This is a genomic window from Bremerella cremea (genome assembly GCF_039541315.1).
Taxonomy (GTDB): Bacteria; Planctomycetota; Planctomycetia; order Pirellulales; family Pirellulaceae; genus Bremerella; species Bremerella cremea.
The window spans coordinates 1,293,832-1,317,277 of record NZ_BAABFZ010000003.1 but is presented as its reverse complement, the minus strand read 5'-3'; the positions used below and the strand labels follow the sequence as shown (position 1 = coordinate 1,317,277).

Annotated in this window: 20 protein-coding genes; 10 read left to right on the top strand and 10 right to left on the bottom strand. The window is 57.2% G+C overall.

The window, feature by feature from the left end; all coding sequences use genetic code 11:
* Nucleotides 1-20 precede the first annotated feature (20 nt).
* Together ABD890_RS07640 and ABD890_RS07635 are read left to right on the top strand one after the other, a co-directional pair.
* The gene (locus ABD890_RS07640; RefSeq protein ID WP_345087504.1) at nucleotides 21-914 is read left to right on the top strand and encodes an extracellular catalytic domain type 1 short-chain-length polyhydroxyalkanoate depolymerase; all 894 of its coding nucleotides are present in this window, start codon (nucleotides 21-23) and stop codon (nucleotides 912-914) included.
* 4 nt (nucleotides 915-918) lie between these two features.
* The gene (locus ABD890_RS07635) at nucleotides 919-1,389 is read left to right on the top strand and encodes a GNAT family N-acetyltransferase (protein WP_345087502.1); all 471 of its coding nucleotides are present in this window, start codon (nucleotides 919-921) and stop codon (nucleotides 1,387-1,389) included.
* Nucleotides 1,390-1,414: 25 nt separating this feature from the next.
* Here ABD890_RS07635 and ABD890_RS07630 read toward each other — a convergent pair whose 3' ends face one another.
* Complete coding sequence (locus ABD890_RS07630; protein ID WP_345087500.1) at nucleotides 1,415-1,789, bottom strand: hypothetical protein; 375 nt, start codon at nucleotides 1,787-1,789, stop codon at nucleotides 1,415-1,417.
* A 443-nt stretch (nucleotides 1,790-2,232) separates the two neighbouring features.
* Nucleotides 2,233-2,868 carry a hypothetical protein gene (locus tag ABD890_RS07625; protein WP_345087498.1) on the bottom strand — a complete coding sequence of 212 codons (636 nt, stop codon included), beginning with the start codon at nucleotides 2,866-2,868 and terminating at the stop codon, nucleotides 2,233-2,235.
* 237 nt (nucleotides 2,869-3,105) lie between these two features.
* Between ABD890_RS07625 and ABD890_RS07620 the strand changes: the two genes are divergently transcribed.
* Together ABD890_RS07620 and ABD890_RS07615 are read left to right on the top strand one after the other, a co-directional pair.
* Nucleotides 3,106-4,062 (top strand): hypothetical protein, encoded by a 957-nt coding sequence (locus ABD890_RS07620; RefSeq protein ID WP_345087496.1) that lies wholly within the window; start codon nucleotides 3,106-3,108, stop codon nucleotides 4,060-4,062.
* Between the two features lie 191 nt (nucleotides 4,063-4,253).
* Nucleotides 4,254-5,915, top strand: coding sequence for a serine/threonine protein kinase (locus ABD890_RS07615; RefSeq protein WP_345087494.1), 1,662 nt, complete (start codon nucleotides 4,254-4,256; stop codon nucleotides 5,913-5,915).
* Here ABD890_RS07615 and ABD890_RS07610 read toward each other — a convergent pair.
* Entirely contained in the window at nucleotides 5,834-6,904 is a 1,071-nt protein-coding gene (locus ABD890_RS07610) for a peptidase M42 (RefSeq protein ID WP_345087492.1), read from the bottom strand. The two genes, ABD890_RS07615 and ABD890_RS07610, sit on opposite strands and share 82 nt — an antisense overlap.
* A gap of 205 nt (nucleotides 6,905-7,109) precedes the next feature.
* On the opposite strand from ABD890_RS07610, the gene ABD890_RS07605 reads away from it, so the two are divergent.
* Entirely contained in the window at nucleotides 7,110-8,204 is a 1,095-nt protein-coding gene (locus tag ABD890_RS07605; protein WP_345087490.1) for a tetratricopeptide repeat protein, read from the top strand.
* Nucleotides 8,205-8,369: 165 nt separating this feature from the next.
* Entirely contained in the window at nucleotides 8,370-8,900 is a 531-nt protein-coding gene (locus tag ABD890_RS07600; protein WP_345087488.1) for a hypothetical protein, read from the top strand.
* Nucleotides 8,901-8,993: 93 nt separating this feature from the next.
* Here ABD890_RS07600 and ABD890_RS07595 read toward each other — a convergent pair whose 3' ends face one another.
* The 3 genes from ABD890_RS07595 to ABD890_RS07585 form a co-directional block, all read right to left on the bottom strand.
* Nucleotides 8,994-10,928 (bottom strand): c-type cytochrome domain-containing protein, encoded by a 1,935-nt coding sequence (locus tag ABD890_RS07595; RefSeq protein WP_345087486.1) that lies wholly within the window; start codon nucleotides 10,926-10,928, stop codon nucleotides 8,994-8,996.
* A gap of 211 nt (nucleotides 10,929-11,139) precedes the next feature.
* Complete coding sequence (locus tag ABD890_RS07590) at nucleotides 11,140-11,856, bottom strand: hypothetical protein (RefSeq protein ID WP_345087484.1); 717 nt, start codon at nucleotides 11,854-11,856, stop codon at nucleotides 11,140-11,142.
* A gap of 305 nt (nucleotides 11,857-12,161) precedes the next feature.
* Nucleotides 12,162-13,940: a serine/threonine protein kinase gene (locus tag ABD890_RS07585; RefSeq protein WP_345087482.1), complete on the bottom strand. Its 1,779-nt coding sequence runs from the start codon at nucleotides 13,938-13,940 to the stop codon at nucleotides 12,162-12,164.
* Nucleotides 13,941-14,241: 301 nt separating this feature from the next.
* On the opposite strand from ABD890_RS07585, the gene ABD890_RS07580 reads away from it, so the two are divergent.
* The gene (locus ABD890_RS07580; protein ID WP_345087480.1) at nucleotides 14,242-14,526 is read left to right on the top strand and encodes a glutaredoxin family protein; all 285 of its coding nucleotides are present in this window, start codon (nucleotides 14,242-14,244) and stop codon (nucleotides 14,524-14,526) included.
* Between the two features lie 72 nt (nucleotides 14,527-14,598).
* Nucleotides 14,599-15,753, top strand: a complete 1,155-nt coding sequence (thiO, locus tag ABD890_RS07575; RefSeq protein WP_345087478.1) for a glycine oxidase ThiO — start codon at nucleotides 14,599-14,601, stop codon at nucleotides 15,751-15,753.
* Between the two features lie 9 nt (nucleotides 15,754-15,762).
* On the opposite strand, the gene ABD890_RS07570 is transcribed toward thiO, so the two are convergent.
* Complete coding sequence (locus ABD890_RS07570) at nucleotides 15,763-16,890, bottom strand: protein-glutamate methylesterase/protein-glutamine glutaminase (RefSeq protein WP_345087475.1); 1,128 nt, start codon at nucleotides 16,888-16,890, stop codon at nucleotides 15,763-15,765.
* A 273-nt stretch (nucleotides 16,891-17,163) separates the two neighbouring features.
* On the opposite strand from ABD890_RS07570, the gene ABD890_RS07565 reads away from it, so the two are divergent.
* On the top strand, nucleotides 17,164-18,369 hold the full coding sequence (locus ABD890_RS07565) for an NAD(P)-binding domain-containing protein (protein ID WP_345087473.1): 1,206 nt from the start codon (nucleotides 17,164-17,166) through the stop codon (nucleotides 18,367-18,369).
* 330 nt (nucleotides 18,370-18,699) lie between these two features.
* Nucleotides 18,700-19,755 carry a hypothetical protein gene (locus ABD890_RS07560; RefSeq protein WP_345087471.1) on the top strand — a complete coding sequence of 352 codons (1,056 nt, stop codon included), beginning with the start codon at nucleotides 18,700-18,702 and terminating at the stop codon, nucleotides 19,753-19,755.
* 20 nt (nucleotides 19,756-19,775) lie between these two features.
* On the opposite strand, the gene ABD890_RS07555 is transcribed toward ABD890_RS07560, so the two are convergent.
* The 3 genes from ABD890_RS07555 to ABD890_RS07545 are packed head-to-tail and all read right to left on the bottom strand — an operon-like array spanning nucleotide 19,776 to nucleotide 23,354.
* Nucleotides 19,776-21,284, bottom strand: coding sequence for a glycosyltransferase family 39 protein (locus ABD890_RS07555; RefSeq protein WP_345087469.1), 1,509 nt, complete (start codon nucleotides 21,282-21,284; stop codon nucleotides 19,776-19,778).
* A gap of 50 nt (nucleotides 21,285-21,334) precedes the next feature.
* Nucleotides 21,335-22,159, bottom strand: a complete 825-nt coding sequence (locus ABD890_RS07550; RefSeq protein ID WP_345087467.1) for an ExeA family protein — start codon at nucleotides 22,157-22,159, stop codon at nucleotides 21,335-21,337.
* 43 nt (nucleotides 22,160-22,202) lie between these two features.
* Nucleotides 22,203-23,354, bottom strand: a complete 1,152-nt coding sequence (locus ABD890_RS07545; protein ID WP_345087464.1) for a hypothetical protein — start codon at nucleotides 23,352-23,354, stop codon at nucleotides 22,203-22,205.
* Nucleotides 23,355-23,446: the final 92 nt, after the last annotated feature.

Below are 23,446 nucleotides of genomic sequence, written 5' to 3'. Positions count from 1 at the left end.
TAGCGATCAAGAAAGAGTCCATGGCAACCACACCGATTAAAGCCCTGCCTCCGGGACGGCATCGTTTGACGATCGATGTCGACGGACGTGAGCGAGAATTCTGGGTCTACATTCCGACACAAGTTGAAGAGCCGGTTGACGGCTGGCCAGTTGTCTTCATCTTCCATGGTGGCCTGTCAAACGCCCCGACGATGGTGCGTTTCTGCGAAATGAACGACTACGGCGATACCGCCGGATTCGTCGCGGTGTTTCCCAATGGCACCGGTCGGCTTCCTACGATGAAGACCTGGAACGCCGGCATGTGCTGCGGCTACGCCAAACGTGAAGAAGTCGACGACATCCACTTTGTGGAAGAACTGTTGGCTGATCTACCGCAGCGATTGGTTGTCGATCCGGCACGCATCTATGCGACCGGTATGTCCAACGGCGGAATGATGTCGTACCTGCTGGGCGACCGGCTGGCTGATCGCTTCGCCGCGATTGCCCCGGTGGGCGGCACGATGGGGAACGATACCTGTAGTCCGAGTCGACCGGTTCCGGTGCTGCACATGCATGGCACCGACGATCAGTTTGTTCGCTGGGAAGGTGGCGTTGGTCCTCGAAGCAAATCGAAGCTCGATTTCTTCTCGGTCGATCACGCGATTGAAAATTGGGTAGCCGCCAATCATGCCAACACAACGCCGACGGTCGAGCATCTTCCGGCGACCGTCGACGACGGGACATCCATCGAGAAGTACACCTATGCGGCGACTGGACCAGGCTCGGCCGAGGTCGTGCTGCTCAAAATTCATGGGGGTGGGCATACCTGGCCGGGCAAGGAAAGCCGGCTCGATCTGCTGGGCCCTACCACGCACAATCTCGATGCGAATGCCGAGATCTGGAACTTCTTTCAGCAGTATCGATTGAACGGTTAAGCCCATGTCGCAGCGTGAAGGATCGCAGGCGATCACGCCGGTTTGCCAGGACGAGTACGATCAACTGATCGAACTATGGGAAGCATCGGTCCGGGCCACGCACGATTTTCTGCCGGAAGCCAAGATCAACGAGCTGCGACCACTGATCCGCGACCATTACTTTCCTGCGGTCACCTTGGCGAGCGTGCGTTCGCCGGAGGGCCGCATCGCAGGGTTCATTGGTACGGCTGAAAATCGAATCGAGATGCTATTCGTGCATCCCGATTTCTTCCGGCAAGGGATTGGGCGTCTGCTAGTCGACTACGCGGTCCAGGTACAAAAAGTGGACGAAGTCGACGTCAACGAACAGAATCCTCAGGCGATCGTTTTTTATGAAGCTCTCGGCTTCGAGCGGTTCGGCCGAAGCGAAGTGGATGGGCAGGGGAATGCATTTCCGCTGTTGCACCTAAGATGGAAGCAGCCTGCCGGCGGGTAGGCTGCCTGGTTCGCATCGGCACGCCTTAGTTGCTGGCTGCGGCCGCGGCGGCAGCTTTTTTGGCGGCTTCGTTCTTCTGGCGACGCAGTTCTTCTTCGGCTGCCATTTCCTTGATGCGGTCGAGCTGCGGTTTGGTCAGAACGCTGGCGAATTCCTTCTTCATGGCATCTTCCAGCTTTTCGATTTCTGCCTTCAGCTTGTCGATCTGCGAGTCGTATTCCTTTTGGATCTCGTAGATTTTGGCGCGCTGATCATTGGTGACGATATCGCCCCAGTAGGCCGGCAGACGGCCTTTGAAATCCGACTTGGTGGTGGGCTCGGCTTCCTGAGCCGAAAGAGATGAATAAGCCACCATTCCCAGCAACATCAACGATGCAATCGCAAGAGTCTTCGTGGGCATTTCTGCTTTCCCCCAAACATAAAAACTGGCCATAGCCGTCGTGGCAAATCAGGGGGTGTTCCTTCACCAGTTAGAGGGTGATTTTAATTTGCCATTTGGGGGGTGGCAAGCAAAATCCTGGCGAGTGCGAGAAGCGCATTAAAAAAGGCCAGAAGTAGTCGATCCATCGCCTACTTTGACCTTTGATCTCACGGGGCCGCATCCTGCGTCCCGTCCTCCCGGTGTTCGATCAGTAATACTTATCGTCCGGTTCTGAAGAAGTTCTGGACTGAAAATCTGGTATTTTCGTGCTAGCACCTACCATCGTTTGTTCGATCTGAAGCGGCTAGCAAAAATATGCGGGCAGATCCCCATCCAGGATCCGCCCGCAAGACGCTTGGGCTCATAGGCAAACCACACTCCCCAGGTAGCTTGGTCGAGCCATCGCGTTTTTCGTGAGAGCGTTAGTTTCGCGGCAGCAGAGCTTGCAGCGATGGCAGAAGGCGAGCTTCTTTCGCTTCTGGCTTGGCCGGTGCAGCGGCCGGGGTTGGTTCGATGGCTGGGGCAACCTGCGGAACGTTGTGTTCCATCGATTGTTCCAGGTTGATGATTTCGGTGGTGCTACCGCAGGTGTCGCAGCCCGACATGCCGCAGTCGTTGCATTTGTTCCAGAAGCCACGCAGGTTCATGCCCAGGCAGCTGGTGCAGGCATGGCCGCAGCCTTTTACCATGCGACCATGGTTACAGCCGCACATGGGGTAGTCGCCGCAACAAGGCATGGTCGTTTCGACTTCGCAGCCACACGATGGCGAGCCAAACCAGTGGTAACGAGTGTGCAGCTTAGGTCGGCAGCTCGAAACTGGGCGAGGAGCACAGTAGTTGCTCCACAGATCGGCACAGTTGCCGGTCGAGCAGCTGGAGCCGGCGTAGGTACCCTGGTTGCAACCGCAGCCAGCGGCGCCCATGGCGGCAACGTATTCGCTGCTGACGTGCGTATGCGAGGTTGGATAGCTGACGGTCATGGCGTCCCAAATGCCGGCCGAAGCGGTTCCAGCGGCCGAGAGAACGACAAAGCACGAAGCAATGGCAAGACGAATCATGTTTCTGTTTCCTTACGGTTGGGGAGTTTAGTGAGGGAGTATTTGTTGCACTGCCGAAACATGCCACGCGTTTCGCGTTGTGCAAACGCAACATCGAAAAAATTTGCCTCGTCGTTGCTGCTTCCGTGGTCGTTCAACTATCCCTGACCGGAACAATCGTTCCAAACCGATGAAAATGCACCCTTACGGCTCGATTCGTTAGAATGACGGGCAGGAAACACTTCCCAGAAAACTCCCTTGGAATCGCGCGTACCGATGCTTCTGGCCCAATGGCAACTCGATCCTGGCTGGCTGCCTGCCATCGCGGCCTTGCTCGTGGGTATCGTGGGATGCGTGATCTTGCTGCGGGGACGGTCCGGCCTGAGAGGAACTACACTGCTTGCCCCCTGGGGGTGGTGTTTTTTGGCCTGGGTCGCACTTTTTGGCAGCGAAGTGGTAATCGGCACGCTGCATGGGCTGCAGATCCCCGTCAACGACGAGCAGTGGCGTTATCTGGCGGCCATGACGCTGTTTTGCCCACAACTATCCCAAATTGGTGCGAAACGCTCTCAGACGCTTCTGTGGCAATTGGTGGTGGTGCTCTTTTGGGTGGTGCTGTCCCTGCCGGTCTGGCGGGCCTGGTTCTCGGCGGGGACTGGGCACATGAACCCAGGTCCTGTTTGGGGTACCTTCCTGGCGGTTTTGATCCTGGCAGGGGTGTTGAACAACGGACCGACCCGTTTCGGATGCACTGCACTGTGCCTCGCCTCGGCCCAGGTCTTGATGACTTACACGTATTTGCCAGGGACCAGCTTGGACCTGACATCGAGCGGTGTTTTGGCCTCGATGGTGATGTTGGTGGTGGGAATGATGATGGTTCTGCTCGGCTGGCCGACTCGGCCAGAGACGATGCGCGCCGAGGATCGGGCCTGGATCGATTTCCGCGACAGCTATGGTGGGTTCTGGGCAGCGCGAGTCATGTATCGCGTCAACGAGTCCGCCGTGCGTTTTGATTGGGGGTTATGGCTCGGCTGGAATGGTTTTTCCCAGGTCGAGATCGTCGGTTCTCACCCCGAATATCAAGATGAGGTACGGCATGCCCTGGTGAGTTGCCTGCGGCGACTTCTGGGGGACTTCGTCGATCAGCAATGGCTCGATGCCCGTTTGCCTCGACCCACCCAGCAGAAGAAGGGTTTAGAAGACTTGGAAGCATAGGCAGGGAAATGATTCCGTCCTGATGACAGATCGGTTGCCAAGCATCGAAAGGGGGTCGATACTTAAAACTGGTTGAGATCGACGAATCAATCGGCCTCCTTGCGAGGTAAAACCATTGGCCTCGGCAGCGAAGACGTTCTAAAATTCCGCAGCCTCGGACCTTTATCCGCGATGCCCCTTTGAGACACGCAGTGACGGAACTGAAGAACAGCAACGGTGATGCCGCGTCGGAACTCGATTTAGCCGGACGCTCCGTCGGGGATTATCGAGTCCTTCGTCGTCTGGGGCGTGGGGCGATGGCCGAGGTCTTTCTGGCCGAGCAACAAAGCCTGAAGCGAAACGTCGCCGTCAAGATTCTTCTGCCGGAGCTCGCCAAAGACGACGCCTATGTCCGTCGCTTTCATCGCGAAGCCCAAGCGGCTGCCGCACTGACCCATGCCAGCATCGTGCAGATCTACGAAGTGGGCAACGCCGATGGCCTGCACTTCATCGCTCAGGAATATGTTCCCGGGCAGAACCTGAAACAACTGCTCAACAAACAAGGCACGCTCGAGGTCAAGCTGGTCGGCGCGATCCTGCGACAGGTTTCCGCCGCGCTTTACAAGGCGGCAGAGCAGGGGATCGTGCATCGCGACATCAAGCCCGAGAACATCTTGATCACCGCGACCGGTGAAGTGAAGGTGGCCGACTTCGGTCTCGCCCGAGTGATTGCCCCAGGGGCCGACGGGATGAACCTGACCCAGGTCGGGATCACCATGGGGACGCCGCTCTACATGAGTCCAGAGCAAGCCGAAGGCAAGGTGCTGGATCAACGCAGCGATATCTACTCGCTGGGGGTGACCTGTTATCAGCTGCTGGCCGGACGACCTCCATTCGAAGGCGACAATCCGCTGACGGTTGCCGTGAAGCACTTGAACACCGAGCCGGAACGACTCGAGAAGGTTCGGGGAGGCGTCCCGCCGGCATTGTCTCGTGTGATCCATAAGATGCTGGCCAAGAAGCCAGACGATCGTTACCAGAACGCCTCGGATCTGCTGCGAGAGCTTCGCGAAGTTCAGAAGAGCCTGGGGACCGACGCTTTCGGCAGCGATCCTTCCGACTGGTCGATTGCGGAACTGGCGTCCCTTTCCGCCATCCGTAGCGATGGCCTGAAAGATCTCTCCGATGTGATGAAGACATCCGCCATGACGGTCTATCGTCGCCCCTCGTGGAGCAAACGCTTCGTCGCGATTGGCGGCGTGGTGCTGGTTTGCCTGGTGGTGGGTGGAACGCTGGCAGTGGCCTCGAAGCAGCCAAACCTGTTGGAAGTGCCTCAAGAGCAGCAAGAGCAACCCTTGGCCAAAGTTGGTCTGACGGCCAGCGAGCAGTTCGACTTCGCGATGTTCAAGAATAAGAACCGCGGCCCCGATCAGCGGCCTGAGTACTTCGCCAGCGTTTATCGCCACTTCCCCATGGAAGTGAGTGACGAGAATCGCATGTGGGGCCTGAAGGCGATGAAGCAGGAAGCGGTCTTGCTGCTCAATCAACAGCGGTACCGCGAAGCCCTGCGAGTCTTTGAGCAAATGGCCACGCAGCCGGTCATTCAGGTCGAAGCGAAGGCATTCGGCTACGCCGGCAAGGCGATCTGCCTGTCGGAAATGGGCCAGACTTCCGCCGCGGAACAAGCCGCCGCCGAGGCGACCTCGGAAGAGTATCTCAACATTCTGCGAAAGACCGACCCTGAATTCTTGGCAACATTCGAGGTCATCCGTAATCGGTTGACCGGTCAGACTCAGTCTTCCAGTGCGACTTCGCACAGAACGTCGAGCATCGCTTCGATCGACGACAACGCCGCCGATTCTTCCGGCGTGTGATAACCGGTCGTGGGCACCTGCAGGGTCGCCCCTTGAATCGTTCCGCCAGAAGCGGACGCGACGCGACCGAGTTCCGTGCTACCGAGCGACGTCGGTGACTTGCCTTCCGCGACTCGGATTTCGTTCTGCCTCGCGATGTATTCGTCTTTGAAGCTATACCGAATGCCGAACTTGTTGCACGCGGCTTCCAACTTGTCGACCATCTGCGGATTGAAGATGGCGTTTGTATCGCGACGACGCAGCACCACTTGCTGGGCGTCGGCGGTCGGGATGTCTGGGAAGGGGCTCGTATCGAGCACCAATAGGTCTTGCGTTTCGATCCCGCAACGTCGGAACCATTCCAAAAGGAAACGCCAGCTTCGGCCTGCTTCTTCCTGGGCGGTAAAGAGGACCGTGCCTTGGAAGCCATGACGGAACAAGTAGACCAGCATGGCGGTCGTCAGCACGTTGTCGAGTTGAGCCGAGACCCGGCCATAGTTCACCGACAGGCGATCCTGGTAGGCGACCGGCGTGCCAGGCAAAACGTGATCAAGCCCTTCCACCTCGAACACCAGGTTCCCGCGACGTTCGCAAAGGTAGGACCGTTTGATGGTCCCTTTGCCCAGGTAGGTTCCGCTCCAAGGCACATAGGCCTGCACAAATCGCTCGTGGAAACGTTCGGCGATGGTCTGGAAGGTTTGTTCCGAGACCGAATCCCCCAACAAGTCGCCACGGTTGCGAGCGACGAAGGCGGCGTATTGAAACTCGTTCGGTCCGGTACAGATCAGCCCGTGACGATCGACGTGGGCCGAGATATGCATCCGATCCGGGTTCGACCCGCTCGCGACCAGCAGGCCTTCGTACAAGGTGACGGTGGCGTGCGTTTCTTCCAGTTCTCGTTGCAGATAGCGGAAGAAAGCATGTTCGGAGCCGACCACGGCCGGGTGCCGAACCAGTTGCTTCAGGATATCGAGAAAATCGTCGAGGTCAGACTTGGTCACGGCATGCATTCAACAGGCGATATCGATGAATAAAGGGAAATCCCTTAGAAGCTCAGTGTAATTTCTTAGCCCCCTCGTTTGAAAGAGCTGAGCCGATTCTGTTCAGCAGAACGAAGGCGTAAGTCGGGACGAAAAGCTGGTTTTTCTTTTGCCCTTCTTCGAAATCGGGCAGATAATACAAAAGATCGCTTTCTAATGTGATGGAGAAATTGCAGTGCGCACCTTAACTTACCTGGTCGGTCTCACAATTTTAGCTGTGGCGACCACCGCGCAAGCCCAAGGACTGGGGCAGTACCAATACAAAAGCCGCGGCAACATCTCGGTTGGCCGAGGTGGTTATGCCGATGTTACCAGTCCAGGTTGGAGCGGTTCGCACCATTCCGGCGGTAACCATGGCGGACATCACTACCATCATGGTGGCGGCGGGAATTGGGGAGGCAACTGGGGCGGAAACTATCCGTACTACGGTGGCAACTGGTACGGGGCCGGATTATCGATCGGCGTTCTGCCGCCTCCTTACGGTTACGTGAATCCTTATGCCTATCCGTTCGCCTACGGCGGAGGCTATTCGACCATCTACCCTTACGGAACTTACTACCGCCCGGGCGATCAGTATTTGGAATACTACCTGCCGCCAACCGAACCCGCCGAGTTGAACTATGGCCCGCAAGCCATGAAGCAGTTCATGGGGTTGCCGCGTGATTTCGCCATCCAGCCACAACGAACCGGAACGTTTGATTCGATCGTGACACCGCTGCCGACTTCGTCGACGGTAGAGTCCGCCAAGCCGGTCGTAATCGAACAGCCTTCGCCGCAAGCGATTCAGCGGGCGGCTCACTTCATCGAGTCGGGAGACAATTTGTTCGCTCAGCAGCGATACCAGGAAGCTTTGGGCCGCTACAAAGATGCCATCGCGGCTGCACCTGGTTTTGCCGAAGCGTACCTGCGAAAGGGGTTGGCTTACTTGGCGACCAATCGCCCGGATGAAGCTGTTGAAGCAATCGAACGAGCCATCCAGCAAGACCCGAAGGTGGTCGATACTTCGCTGACTTTGCAGGGCATGCTGGGCAATAACGGCCTGGCGAAGTCCTCGATCATCGAGGCCAATGCCCGGCGTGCGGTGACCGACCCAGAAAATCCGAAGTATCTTTTCTGCGTGGCGGTGCTGCTTTTCTTCGATGGCGACGACGAACAAGCGACCAAAGTTTTTGCCGCTTGCCAGCGTGCCGGGGGCGATCCTCAGTTCATTCAGCCTTTCGCCCTGCAGCTCAACAAGACGGTGACAACCGTCGAAGGGCTCGATCTTTAGGAGGCGACCAGACGTCCGATTTGGGCGTCTGTGATTGGCGCGGAAGTTTTTCTGCCGAATAATCGATGTTTTCCCGCGTAGAAAACGGGAGAGGCGGAAAGTTCGCTCTGCCCAGGCGACTTGCCTGTTTGATATCCATCGTTGCCACTACAGGAGTCTGGCATTATGAAGATCGGGAAGTTTCTTTTGGTCCTATGCGCGCTGGCGGTTCCCTTCACGCTAAGCGGTTGCAATAGCGAGAAAGCCGCGGACGACACCAGCGGCGAACATGGCCACGATCATGACCATGGTGATCATGACCACGACGACCACGGACACGAGCATGGTGGCCATAGCCATGACGAAGGTCCTCACGGCGGTCACCTCATCGAGCTGGGTGACGAAAAGTATCACCTGGAATGGGCCCACGACGACGAAGCCAAGTTGCTGACGTTCTATGTCCTGGACGCCGATGCCAAGGAAGAAGTGGCAATTCCAGCCGAAGCGATCACGGTGAACATTACCGTCGGCGAGGATACCAAGCCGTACGAGATCCCTGCTGTTCGCAAGGAAGGGGAAACGACGACTGCCACATTCGAGTCGGCCGACGCGGACTTGTTCGCTTTGATTGAAGACGAAGACACCAAGGCCATGGTCGTACTCGAAATCGAAGGCACGCCGTACAACGGTACCCTGGAGCATCACCACCATCACTAAGTCGCCACTTAGTTCGATCAGTTAAGAAATGCAAAACGGGATGCCAATTGGCATCCCGTTTTTTTGTTCGATCGTTTGGTCAGGCCAGCAGGTTTAGCGGCGTCCCGACATCGACCAGGCAGCCGCCAGCTTCGAGGGATCCATGCCGAAGGCAGACTGGAACGAGGCGTCGAAGTCTTGCCCCTGGCGAAGCGAGTTCATCAAGGCGTCGAACGAATTGCCGCGTCCCATGATCGCTTTCAGGAAGGCGTAACTGACCACCGAATTCTGTTCCGGCGACATACGATTCTTCACGAAGTCGTCCGGCTTGCTCATCGAAGCGAACGCGCCTTCGAGCTGGTTGTCCCAAGCCACTACGCGCGGATCGCTCTTGCTGATCCGCGAAGCGATTACCCGGCCGACGCCATCGGAGAACCATTCGGGCACGGTGCCATTACCAAGCGAAGCCACATGCGACGAAGCGACGAGCTGGCCCAGCAAAACGTTCAAGTCGTAGCCATCTTCTGCCGGAACCTGAATCGAACCATAGGCATCGGTCACATCGTAGCGGTAGTGACCTTTCCAGTCAGCTGGCAGGTCGCGGCGTTCGATCATGTTGCCGAACTCGGCGTAGTCGTAACGCTGTTTGAAGAAGTAAAGGGTCATCTTGCCCTTCACGATCGGAGTGCTGGCCGGAATCTTCATCAGGCCACGAACCTTGTCGGCTGCCTTGTCGGCGGTGGCGACATATTCCTTCAGCGATTCTTCCCCCATCGTGCCGTATGCCAGGAAGTTTGGCGAATCGACCTTGGCCGACTTCACGTTCGGCATGCCAAGGTCCCACTTCTGCTGGCTGCTTTCGGCTCGCATGGCGGCGAGTTGATCGTGCGTTGCCTTCTTGGCGAGGGCAATCTGATGCGTTCGCTGCATCGAGTCATCTTGGGCCGAAGCACCATCGAACTTGCCACCTTCCTGAATCCAAGTTTCGATCTTGGCGATTTCGTCGGCAGTTAACGGAGCACCATTGCGTGGCATTCGTTCGTTGCCAGTTGCTTTGATCAAACGAACCAGCATGCTTTCCTGAGGTTTGCCAGGCAGGAACGGAGCACCGCTGTCGCCACCACGAATGAAGCGAGCGAAGTTCTCCATGCCGAGGCCACCCCGTGGGTTGTTCCCGCTATGGCAGCTAACGCAGCGATTGGCCAGCACGCCGGCCACATCCATGCTGAAGCTCACTTTTTCACTGCCGGACGCTTCGGTCACTTCCAGGCGAACCATTTCGGCTGGGGTGGGTGCCGGGGCGGATTGGCTCAGCGGAGCGTTCGGGTCGGTACCGTCGAACTTGGCACCTTCTTTAATCCAGGTCTTCAGCGCTGCCAGTTCAGCAGGCTGAACTTTCCCGCCACCGCGAGGCATGTCGCCAGATTCAATCGTTTCGATGAAGCGGCTACCAATGTCGTCGCCGGGGAAGATCACAACCCCTTCGGCCGGGCCCTTCATCAACGCGGCGAAGGTCGGCGCGCCGAAGCCACCGCGACTGCCAGTTACGTGACAGTTGCCACAGCGTGCGACAATGATCGGAGCGATATGCTTGGTGAAGCTCAGGTTGGCAGAAGGGAACGCGGTTGGCAGCGGTGTTGGTGCGCCAGCCGGTGGGACCGGAGTGCCAAAGCCTGCCGGGGCATTGGCCATCATTGCAGGGGCAGCTCCAGGTGCCGGGGCCCCGAGTGGTTTAAGGGTGTACCCTTCAATTTCGAGAAAGCCATGCGAAGCTGCCAACGACTCGGCCAGGCTTTGTAGTTCTGCGGCTACTTCGGCATCGCCGGAGGTACCCAGCTTTTCCATACGCGACTGAATGTCACGCACGAGCTCGACCGATTCGGTGACCATACCCCGCTTTAGGTAGTTCGATGTCTTGCGGATATCGAGCTTCAACGCTTGCAATTGCATCTTCTGCTCGTCGTTCGGAGCGGCCAGAATGCTGGAAACAAGCTGACCAGCCAGAAGAACGGCGATCGCGACGGTCGTTAGGGATTTGAAGGAATTCAATTTCAGGCCCTATCTGATCTCTGGAAACGAGGGGAAGCCGGGAATCGTGTCTGCCTGCAGGCCATAGTAACGATAACCCAAAGTCGATGCATTAGGAATGAACGTGACATTCGGGCGTTTGTACCCAAAAACGCGTTAAATCCCGCAGTCTGGACCGCGTAAGCCCAAACTACATCGGCACTTATTTAAGAGCTTAGCCCATCGATCGAGCTTAGGTGCGATGATGGCGGCGGACGACCTTTTGGGTGGCTCGCTTCGCCAACTGCTTGCGACGGCTGGGACGATAGCCATATTCGATTGCGAACCACTCGGCGTATCGCTCGCGAGCGACATAGCTGTTGTTGCGCGTATCGAGTAGGTGCCCCAACTCGTGTACCAGGACGTTATTCAGGTAGAAGTCCTTGATCGTCTCTTCGGTCCACTCGAGTCGCCAGTATCCATCGGCATCTTCTTCCCAGTTCGCACCAAACATGTTGGCTTCCACCAATTGTTCCGGCCGTGGCGGGTGAGGGAAATACTCGATCAGCGACTCGTCCATCGGGTACAGGTAGATCGCCGCACCCCACTGCATGCCGTAGCATGGGAAGCTCAGCTTCTTTCGCGTCAGGCGACTCAGTTGAACCACTTCCAGCCCTTCGATCATCCAGGAAGGAAGTTCGTTGAGCCGAGTGCGGATCTCTTCTTCGGTCAAAACGTGCCGAAAGCCTTCACCAGGCGACTGATAGATGAACTTGTAGCTCTGGCCGGTTTCACCGGTTGGTTCGTGCCAATCTTCCGGCGGAGCAAAGTACCCGCACGTCTTCGTTGTGCGAGCGGCCTCACCTCCACGGCGTCGCGAAGCTTGCGTCGGCAAACGAAAATCTCGCGACGCGACTTTCGTCTTCGCCACTTTCGTATGCGTAATGCCTCGATAAGACATGCGTGCCATGGAATTCTCTTAGTCTGGCCTGTCGGGCGACCGATAAGGTGTCGCTCGTGGTGTTGATTGGTGTCGATCGTCCTGCGACTCGCGGAACGGCGAATTCCATTTCACATCGCTTCTGTAGGAAGGCCCGAGTGAGCCTCTAGTCTTCTACCTTATCCTACGTCGCGGTCCGAAGAGATTTCAAGCGATTTACATAAGTGGCTTTATGTAAATGACTTAGGCGTGTCCAGTTCAGGCCGCCGAAGGGGACTGACCCCTGCAAGGCGAGCGCAAAAGGGGCTGTCAAGATACTTCTTTGGCAGTATTTGCTATCCGGTAACTCGGGGTGTTCGGCCGGGCGAATCCCAAAGCCGTCCTTCCAGACGACCCTTTTTGGGATCGGTTGGTTCCGAGTTTTCTTCGGCGGTTTGATAGCTGATGGCGATCAGAATGCCAATCAACATAAAGAGAATCGAAACGACGATCCAAATGATCGCAGGGATGCCTTGAATCGTTGTGTTCAGTGCCGAGCCACCACTATTCGCGTTCGACGCGGCTCGGCTGCGTTTCGCATCAACAGCCGCCTGGCGTTCTTCCGCTTGCTGACGTAGCGTGGCGGAGGACACTAAAAGCGAACCTGCGACTTCCGAGGTAGGCACATCCATGGCGAACGGATCTTCGCCCGTGAATTCTTTCGAGTCGAACAGCGACGAACTCGAGGTCGACGACATCTCCACCGAGCGGAACTCGTTCAGGTCGTCGCCCTCCAGCGGCTTGGCGACTGGCAGCGATTCCGACGAATTCGCTTCCGGCGGCTTCGGTCGTGGGCGAGGCGACGTATCGTTTGAGCGATCCGCAATGGTGTCGCCGATGGCAGGATCGAAGTTGCTGGAGGAAGGGGATTCGCGCAGATCTGGCGGCAATAAGTCGTCGACATCGTCCGAGGATGAGTGCGATGGACCCTTACGGTTCGACTGCTGAACGGCTCGCGAACGGTTGGCAGCCTCTACAGCGGCCTTGGAAAGGACAGCCGAGCCAGGCTTTTCGTCAACGAGGGTCGGCTCTTGGCCCCGCGATTCCATCCAGCTTCGCAGTTCGGCGGCAACTTCCGAAGCATGGGCAAATCGGTCGTTGGGATCTTTGGCGATCATCTTCTCGCAGATGCGCTGCAGAGAAGGGGGGCAGTTCGGCCGAGACTTCTTGATCTTCTCGGGCATCACGCTCTGATGCTTGGCGATCCGCTGGGCCAAACTTCCCTCAGGAAAGGGAGGATGCCCCGTCAACAGATAATAGAGAGAGCAGCCGAGACTATATATATCGACACGATGATCGACCTTATGGCTGTTGACCGCTTGTTCCGGAGCGAGGTAGTCGGCCGTTCCCAGAACGTTTTCTTCGTGGGCGATTGTCAGCGAGGCCGAGTCGTCATCTTTCAGCCGAGCGAGGCCCATATCCAGAATCTTGACGACACCCCGGTCATCTCGCAGCAAGTTGGCTGGTTTGATATCGCGGTGTACGACTCCTTTGTCGTGGGCGTGCTGCAATCCGTCGGCAGCCTGGGCGATATAATCTGCGGCCGCCTCAAAAGGGACCGGACCATTGGCGCGAACGAGTTGCTGCAGGTCGCTGCCAGGGACGTATTCCATCACGATGTAATGGGTGTCGTCCTCGTTATCGACATCGAAGGCTCGGACAATGTTCGGATGGTCGAGGTAGGCGGCGGCCTGGGCTTCTAAATGGAAGCGAGCCAGGTACGAGGCGTCGTTCACGCGGCGGCGCGGCAGCACTTTGATGGCAACCTTTCGATTCATCAGGATGTGCTCGGCCAGGTAGACGCTGCTCATCCCACCGGTGCCCAAGTGCTTCAGCAACCGGTATTTCGAGAGGTAGAAACCCTTGTATTTCCCGTTGCGGAGCTTCTCGCAGTGCCAATTGGTCAGCAGGTTCTTGCCAACAAAGAACTCTTGCAGAACGTCCAGGTCCTTGGGGATCTCGCCGTCGTGAGCTGCGCGCAGTTCTTCCAAGGCCTGCTCGATGGCAGGAGGTTGGACGAGCTTGCTCTTACCGATCAGCTCGATGAATCGATCAGAGTCGACGACTGGGGGCATGCGAACCTGAAACGGGGCAGGGATATAAGGAACTTGGCGAGTAATTGCGGCCTGGACATTCGTCTCGCAAAGGCCAATCATTCCCTAGGTTAGGGAAAGTCAGTAGACTGATTCAAGGTATAGACTACAGAGTCGAACTCCCCTGAACAACGATCCAAGGGGAATTTCGCTGAATTGAATCTTTCCTATTCTGTCCCCCCATAACCAATGGGAAAAATGGAGTCCCTACGCTAGTTTGTAGGGCACGTCGGGGGAAGTCAGGAATCGAAGCTTCAACGAATCTTCATAAGGCAATCCACTGGTGAACCCAACTTCTCACCCTCAATACGATGCGGCAGTCGTGATCTATACGCGGCAAGGATGTCATCTGTGCGATGACGCAGAGGTGCTCGTCCGAAATTTCGTGTCGGACATTCGTCTGGTCGATATCGATCACGAGCCTGAATTGGTTCAGAAATTTAACACGTGTGTCCCGGTGGTCGAAATTAATGGCAAAGTTCGCTTCCGTGGCAAAGTCTCGCCGATGCTGCTGAAGCGAGTCCTGGAAGCGGAAGCGAATTCCATTCCGACCGACGCCAACTTGTAGGCGACATTGGACCTGGCTCGATCGAGCAACGAAGCCAGGGCTATCAACCACTTGCTTGCAAGGTGTGCTGCGGTGCCGGCGTTCTCGTCGAATTGTCCTGATTTTCTGATCGTGGGTGGCGGAGTCATCGGGCTCTCGCTTGCCCTGGAACTCGCGCGCCGTGGCGACCATGTGACCCTGGTCGATAAGGGGGAAGTCGGTCGCGAAGCATCGTGGGCCGGTGCTGGCTTGCTACCACCGGCGAATCAGCAGCATGCCTGGGATCCTCAGGAGCAACTTCGTGGGCTCAGCCATCGACTCTTTCCCCAGTGGTCTGCCCAGCTTCGGGAAGAGACCGGTATCGACAACGAATTCGAGATCACCGGCGGCATCTATCTGGCTCGCGACCCTGGCGAGGCGGCTTCGCTGCGGATGGCTCGCGTTCAATATGAAGAAGAAGGCGTCGAGGCCGAAAAGCTCGAGGTCGGCCAGATCGCTCAGCGGTTCCCCCATCTCCAGGTGAGCCATTCGATTCTGGAGGCCATGTATCTGCCTGGCGAAGCCGTGGTCCGAAATCCGCGGCACTTGCAAGCGCTCGCAACGGCATGTCGCCAGCAAGGGGTCGAAATCGTCGAGAACACCGAGATTCAGACCTGGAACTTCGACGGCGAACGGCTTCAATCGGTCAGCACGGCGGAAGAGACGATTTCACCTGGGGCGACCTGCCTGGCAACCGGGGCCTGGTCGCAGTTGGTCGCCGATCATGTTCTTGATCAAGGAGATTTTCCCGGTCGGATGCAACGACCAGAGATCGAACCAATTCGAGGGCAGATGGTGCTGTTGGATGCCGGCGAGCGATTCTTTGAGGCTCCCATTAACGAAGGTATCCGTTACCTGGTACCGCGCCGCGATGGCCTGGTGCTGGTTGGTGCCACAGTGGAAGAAGCAGGCTTCGACAAATCGAATACCGAAGAAGCGATTGCAGACCTGACCGAATTTGCTCGGCAGTGGGTTCCTCGGCTGCACGATGCCAAGGTTGTGAAGAGCTGGTCTGGGCTAAGGCCCGCCAGCGTCGATCGGATTCCGTATATCGGAAAGTTGCCAGGGCTCGAGAATGTCTTCCTGGCGGCCGGGCACTATCGCAGCGGATTGCATCTTTCGCCAGCGACGGCCGTGGTCCTCGCGCAGTTGATGCGAGGGGAGCAGGCTCTGATTGATCTGCATCCCTTCCGGGTGAATCGGGCTTAGGCCGACGGTTCAAGAAACCGCGGCCGAACCCCACATGCGTCGAACTTGCGTAGCGATCGTGGTCGCTGCATCGTCCAGCGAGAACTGGCGATCAACGTTGCCTTCGGTGTAGGCAACTTTATTCATGCCATAGACGTCCGAAGTTGCTTCGTCTTGTCCCAGCACGAAACCGCCGGCGGCACGGATTTCTTTGCAGCCATCCGATCCGTCACGACCCATGCCGGTCATAATAATGCCGAGCAATCGGTCTTTGTAAATCTTTACGGCTGAAGTCATCATCACGTCGACCGAAGGACGGTGACCGCTGACATAGTCCCCTTCGCGAACCAGCAGCTTACCACCGTCGCGGCCATGTTTCTGGACTTCCAAGTGCATGCCGCCTGGGGCCAGGTACGCATGTCCCGGAACGAGAATGTCGCCCGTTTCCGCTTCTTTGACCTGGACGCGTGATAGCGAGTTCAAGCGTCCGGCGAAAGCCTTGGTGAAGTTCGCCGGCATGTGCTGCACGATGACGATAGGTGGAAGGCCCGTCGGCAGCACTTCAAACATCGAGGCCAGGGCGGGAGGACCGCCGGTCGAGATACCGAGGGCGATACACTTGTCCGAAGCCTTGAGGTCAGCCGGTGCCACCGGTGGTGGCGTCGTTTTGACTTCCTGGTTCAGACTAAGCTTGCCACGACGTTCTTTGCGCTTGGCGGCACGTTCGCGGCGGATGGACAGAACCTTTTTGACATCGGTATCGGCAACCAGGCGAATCTTACGAACCAGTTCGGTTCGCAGCGTGGTTTCCGCTTCCTTCAGCCCTTCCGGCTTGGCGATGTAATCGATCGCACCACGATCGAGCGCTTCCAGAGTGATCTGGCCGCCCAACTGCGTCGTAGCACTGACCATGATCACCGGGATCGCCTGGTCCGACAGAATGGCGTCGAGCGTTTCGAGCCCGTCCATCTTTGGCATTTGAACGTCGAGCGTGATAACGTCCGGCTTCAGTGATTTTGCGAGTCGAACCGCTTCCTTCCCATCTGATGCAGTCCCGACCACGTCGATGTCTGGCAATTCTTCCAGCAGATCGCAAATCAAAGTCTGAATCAGTTTCGAGTCGTCAACGACAAGTACTCGAAGTGTGCGTTGGTACATGTTCTGCCCTGAGTCTGTTCCAAATCCGCATCGATGCGGTTGGGGAAAACGCGTTATCCGATGCAAATTAATCAACACTGCCCCGGGGAAAATGTAGGTCACGCCAAAGGAGTGGAATGCGCACCTCGCGAAACCGTATAGTTTTTTTTGTTTCCCTGGCGCAGCAGGGCGTAGAGACCGGAATCTTCCGTATAATCGTCACCAGAAGACCGCCCCAAATCCTCTTGCGTGGGTGGTAGGCAACTTTGTGGATCCCTCGGAAACCATTCTCTTATGGCAGTAGATACTCCTGCTCGCGTGATCGTTGTCGGTGCCGGCCCGATTGGCATCGAAGCCGCACTTTATGCTCGCTTCCTCGGCTACGAAGTCATCGTGTTCGATTCCGGTGAAGTAGGGGCCAACCTGCAGAAGTGGGGCCACGTGCCTCTGTTTACTCCCTTCGGGCAGAACAGCACTCCGTTAGGAAAGTCGGCCCTGCAAGCCCAGGACGAAAACTATCAGCCGCCAGCCGACGACCAACTGCTAACCGGTCGCCAACTGCTGGAGCAGTATCTGAAGCCACTGTCGCAAACTGACCTGGTGGCCGATTGCTTCAAGCTGAACCACAAGGTCATTTCGATCGCCCGGAAAGAGAAGATCAAGACCGAAGACAGCGAAGATCGCGAGCAACGTGCTGAAACGCCCCTGGTGACGTTGGTGGAAGATGCCGATGGGCATCAACACCTGTTCGAGAGCGAAGTGGTTCTCGACTGTAGTGGTGTTTACGGTCAGGCAAACTACATCGGCTCTGGCGGCAATCCGGCGCTCGGGGAACTCGCCGCCCGCGATCATATCCATTGCGGGGTGCTCGATCTGGAAGGCAGCGATGCTCAGCATTTCGCGAACCAGCAAACGCTGGTCATCGGTGCCGGCTACCTCGCCGCTTCCAACGTGTGCCTGCTAAGCAAGCTCGCTCGCGAATCGATGGAAACGCACGTGACCTGGATCACGCGCGAGCCGAAAGGCGAGAGCGGGCCGGTTGCATTGCCGCCCAACGATAACCTGCCGGAACGCAATAAGTTGATTGCCGAGGCGAATCGACTTGCATGTGAGGATGACGGGCACATTGATCATTGGCCCGAAACGACGATCAAGGCTGTTCATTACGAACCGCGGAACGATCATTTCCATGTCACGCTGGAAGGGAAGCACTCGGGCGTGCATACGTTCGACCGGATCGTGGCGAATGTCGGTTTTCGCCCGAACCTTGATATGCTGCGTGAATTGCAGATCGAAACGAGCTACGCGAATGAATCGCACACCGCGGCGACGGTCCATCATCCGGAGCCCAACTTTTATATCTTGGGCGCGAAGAGCTTTGGCCGCGATCCTGGCTTTGTGCTGAGCAACGGATTCGATCAGATCCGGCAGGTCTTTTCGATTATCGGGGACCGCGAGAATTTGAACCTGTACGCTCGCCCATCGACCGATTCCAACTAGGCGGCGCCGGCCGATTGTTCGTTGACCGTGATTGGCCCGGGATATCGCCAGAACAATGTGCAGTCGCCACATCAGAATTGCACTGCTATCACCAAATATTTGTGATCAAAGTTTGGTCAATCTTGACCAAAACTTCTGGTAGCGTTGATTCAAACCGGCAGTAATCCCCGGAAAATCGAGGAATTTCCAGCCCGATAGCGTCAACCATTTCCCGAAAACGTGCGTAAAGGTTCGCGTGCGTTCGAGCGTTGAATGCTTTATATTTCGGGGATCGTCCTACCTTTGTCCTCACACCATGTTGTCTCTCACCGAGTCCACGAAGGCCTGAAAATGAGTCTGCCTGCGGTATCGCTACGACTATTCGGAGTACTGTTCCTGTTGATCGGCATGGTGTCGACCGGAGCCGCCGATCCTGTCGAAGAAGGTGTCGATCGCGATCAGCTCATTCGTCATTGGGTTCGGAAGTTGGACGCTGATCAGTTTGCCCAGCGCCAGCAAGCGGCGACTGAATTGGCGAAGTTCGGTAAAGATGCCGTCCCTGCGATCGAACGTGCCGCTGTCACCGGCAGTGGTGAAGTTGCCAGTCGCTCGGTCGATCTGTTAAAGCTGTTCGCCGGCTCGCCTGAAGAAGAGACCGCCACCATGGCGTTGTCTTCGCTCCAGCGACTTGCCGCCAGTGGCAATCAAACGGCCAGTCATCTCGCCAAAGAGGCGATTGCCATTCTGAAGCGTCGTATCGGTCCGAATCGAATCATTGGCGACGAGTTTGAAGTCGAGCGGCAAATTCCGGATGGTCAGGTTCAGCAGTCCGTTCAGATTTCGAACGTGAATGGAGAAAAGACCATCGACATTTCGGAGAATGGTCAGCGAACGGTTACTCGGACTTCCCGCAATGGCCATATCAGCGTGACTTGGGATCTGCCCAACGGAAAGCAGAAGACGGTCGAAGCGGCAGGTGAAGACGAACTGAAGAAGAAAGACGCCGAAGCGTTCGCTCGACTTAACCATGTTCGCGAAGTCGCCGATGCCGGCCCGGCTCGGATCCCAGGTCTGGAGAACATGCCACGGATTCACGCTCGTGCTCCACGCCCTCGTGAGGGCTTCGATCCATTTTCGGACATCACTGAACGTGTCGAAGCGATGCGTGCTCGCCACGAAGAAATGCTGGGCGAAATGCAGCAGCAACTCGATCGCCGTTTCGCTCCGCCTCGTGACCAGGTCATTCGTGTCGAACCCGATGCCAAGCAGTTGGAAGCGGTTCGCGTTCGATTGGGCGAGATGCTCAAGAAGATGGAAGACCCGCAGTTCAACGGTATCGATGCGGTCGATCTGAATCGTCTGGACGAAGCATTGAAGCAAATCGAAACAACTCTCGACGCTTCCTAAGCCAACGCTTTCAAACCAGTCTAATTCTGCGGTAACAGCACTCGCCATTGGACGAGTGCTGTTTGCGTTTCTGGCTTCTTGATTTGGTATTGGCGGTTTGGCAATGACTGCAGCAGCGTCGCCGTGACCTGATCCGCGTACGCTTCCCCTCCGCGGATCAAAAGGACAATCCGTGCCTTGGGGTTCGATTCTGCCAGGTAACGCGGCGTCGGTTGACCAGCGTCGGAATAGGTCAAACCGAAGTCGTTCCCATCGTGACTGGGCAAAGCGTAAAGCGACTCGATCGGAAGCCGGGCGTACGTTTCCCAGGCCGGTGAAGTCGCGGCTTCGTCCAACAGAATATCGGTTTCGATCAAACCGGACGAAATCACCACGTCGGTTGGTGACTGATTCGCTTCGATGTCGGCGGCTACGGCCTGGGTGATAGTCTGCCAGTCTTCGCTACGCAGAACGGTAGGCATTCGCCATTGCCAGACGATCGCGACCGCGACCACCAGCACTCCGGCACGCAGCCACTTGGGCGAGACGACTGCCGCCAACGCCGCGACCAGCAACGGAATCGTGCTTTCTGCCGAGATCAAATAGCGACCGTAAAACAATGCCGCCACGCCGCCGGCGGTGCTCGCCCAGGCCACCACGATCGGGACGATCAGCACGAAGGCAACCAGTGCGATTCGCTTCCCTTCTGAACCCGGCTGGGACTCGCGTTTCCACCACCAACTTAGCAGCGCCGCGATTCCAATCGGTAGCAGTACTGCCAGGGCCGTTTGCCAACGCAGCCATTCATTAGGATTGTCGGCCGTGATGAACCTTGCCCAGTTCTCGCGACGTTGGAAGATCGTCATCAGGTGGGGCACACTGATCGCACAAAGAGCCGCAACACAACTCGCTGCCACCAGCAACCGAATTCGCGTCGCGCGATCGTTCGCCAAGATCAGGATTGCCAAAGCCAGGCACAGTCCAAACAGCAACGTGCTGTAGTGAAAGTAGAAGTTCACCACGGTCAGACCGACCAGGTAAGCCCAGTCGCGTTTCTGGTTATGCTGTAAGATCTGCCAGGCGACGATGGCTTGCAAGATGGCGATCGCTTGGGCGACGGCGTAGACGCGTGCTTCCGTTCCGAAGAAGTTCCAGTCGACATCGATCACGCCGACCAGTCCCGAAGCCAAGGCGATCCCTGCGTCGTGCGTCCAGCGATGAGCGGTCATCGTGACCAACGCGACCGCGACAAGCCCACCCAGAAACGAAGGAAAGCGGAGCGACCACTCGTGCAGCCCGGCCAGTTGCGTGAAGGCCCACGGCAGGTAGAAGTACAACGCCGCTTGATTGCCCATGGCGGCTCGCTGGGGGATGTCGGTTACCGAATCAGTAACGACCCAAGCCGTATGCAGTTCGTCGACCCACAAACTTTCGGCCAGGTAAGACCAGCGAACGATCGCCGTCAGCAGTGCCAGGGCAAGCCCCAGCAGCATCGTGATCGACCACGACGGAGCAGGGGAGGACGGACTTGGCGAGTTAGAATCGTTCACGCTGCTTGATTCTAATCGGCAGCGGCTCGATCGCCAGCCTGGCGGTAGGCCTATTCCGGAACGACGGTGACCAGTTCTTCGTGAATTGATTCGAGCTGGTTGGCATCGATCTGGCGGATTTCCTCGGCATAACCAATCAGCAGGGCAAGGTCGCACAGCCGGTTGATCTCACGCGGATTTCCCCGAGTGATATGAAACAATCGCTCCAAAGCATTGGGAGCGAAGATCTCTGCCTGCGAGCCTGCCACGCGAAGTCGATGCGTGACGTATGCTGCCGTCTCATCCGGCGTGAAGTTCCGCATCAGCGATTTCACACCGATCCGACTTTCGAGCGAAGGGAAGCGTTCGACCGCTGGAATGACGGTCGTTTGTCCGGCCAGGATGAGGGTCAGGTCGAGCTTGCCATCGGTTTCAAAATTGGTGAGCAGCCGCAAGGTTTCCAGCGAAGCGTGATCGCTCAGCAGGTGGGCATCGTCGACGACAATCACTGCATGGTTGCCGGCCCTGGTATTCTCGGCCAGAAACTGCTGAAGCTGCCAGATCGTTTCGCTAGGGTTACGATGCGCGGTACCCTCCGGGTTGCCCTGACCCAGGTTCAGCAGCAAATAGGGAATCAAGTCGTTGCTCGAAAGCTTCGGAAAGACGAGATGGACTTTTGGCGAAAACTGCTCCGGCAGTTGAACCATTAAGGTTCGCACCAGCAGGCTCTTACCCAGCCCACAAGCTCCGGCCAGGATCGCGGCTCCGCGACGATTTTCGACCGCGTAGCGAAGTTTCAACAGCGCGGCCTGAGCCGACTCGGAAGGATAGTAGAACAGTTCCGAGTAGGTGTTCTCGAACGGGCGAGTTTTCAGTTTCCAGTACGCTTCGTACATCGAGAGTGTCTCTTTCGCCCCGTTGATTTAGCCACGACGAACGTTATCGCCAGAAGTTATCAGCGATACCGACCACGTTGATCTTACGTTGTTCGAGCTTCGGCAGAATTTGTCCCAGCTCGTGGTCGTGGGTTCCGCGGGCATCGCGAACGATCAGCACGCTGTGCATCAAAGCAAGGCGTTGCCAAACTTCCGGGCGGTCGCCACCATCCCACAGCACGACGTCGAAGTCTTTGGCGAACTGCTGCAGTTGGCTGGTCGAAAGATCGCCCAGGGCACGATAGCCGGCTGGCAGCACGGCAATCGGCTGAGCGGCCGACTGAATCATCGCTTCGTACAAATTGTCGGAAGCGTGCGCATCGACCGGCAATGCGTCAGCCTGCAGACCGAGACGGGCAGACAAGCTTTCGCTGCCTTCCCCTTCGTCAATGATCAGGACGCGGCGATTTTGTTCGACCATAACTTTGGCCAGGCAGATGGTCAGCGTAGTGCAACCACAACCTTCGCCCAGCGATACGAGAGCCATCGACTTGACGCTCGACGAAATGCCTTCGGCCAGGCCGAGCCACTGATCCTGGTGCAAATCCAGAATCATGTCGATCTCTTCTGGCCAGTTCAGCGAATCGGCTTCCCATTTGGGATGAGCCAATCGACGCTGACGATAGGTCGCGCTGACCGGTGCTGGTTCTGTAGGAGCAGCGCCCTCGATCGTTCCGGTTGATTCCTCAACCGGAGCTTCGTCGATCGCTTCTTCTTCAGGGGCGACGAAGGCGACCGTGGCCGGCTGTTCGATTTCTTCAGTGACGGGTTCGGTCAGCGGTGCCGGTTCCCACGGTTCGATCTCAATCGAAGGAGCCGGCATTTGAGCGGCTGGCTGGGGCTGCGGTTTCGGTGTCGAGGCCGAAACAGGATGCACTGGTGTATGCTTGCGACCGGCTCGCGACATCAAGCGATCGAGCGCTTCGGCCACGGCGGCGGTGTTCTTCGCGGCCATCTCGAACTCGTCTTGCGACTGGCCATCTTCCAGGTTGGCGGCAGCGGCCGACTCGTCGTACGAGCCCACCAGTGGCGAGCCCGGCATGTCGATGCGGATTCCTTGGTTCTTCCAGTGCTGCAATTCGCTGAGAGTCGGCTTACGCGACATCGTGCGAACCGGAGTCGAAGACGTTTGCTGAGAAGTTTGAGTCTTATTCATAACTGCATCCGACGTTGGGGGCACGGCGTCTGCCGCTGTGCTGGTTGTTTCCGACGTGTAGGCGCGAATAAAGGCGCGGTCGAGCTGGCTCA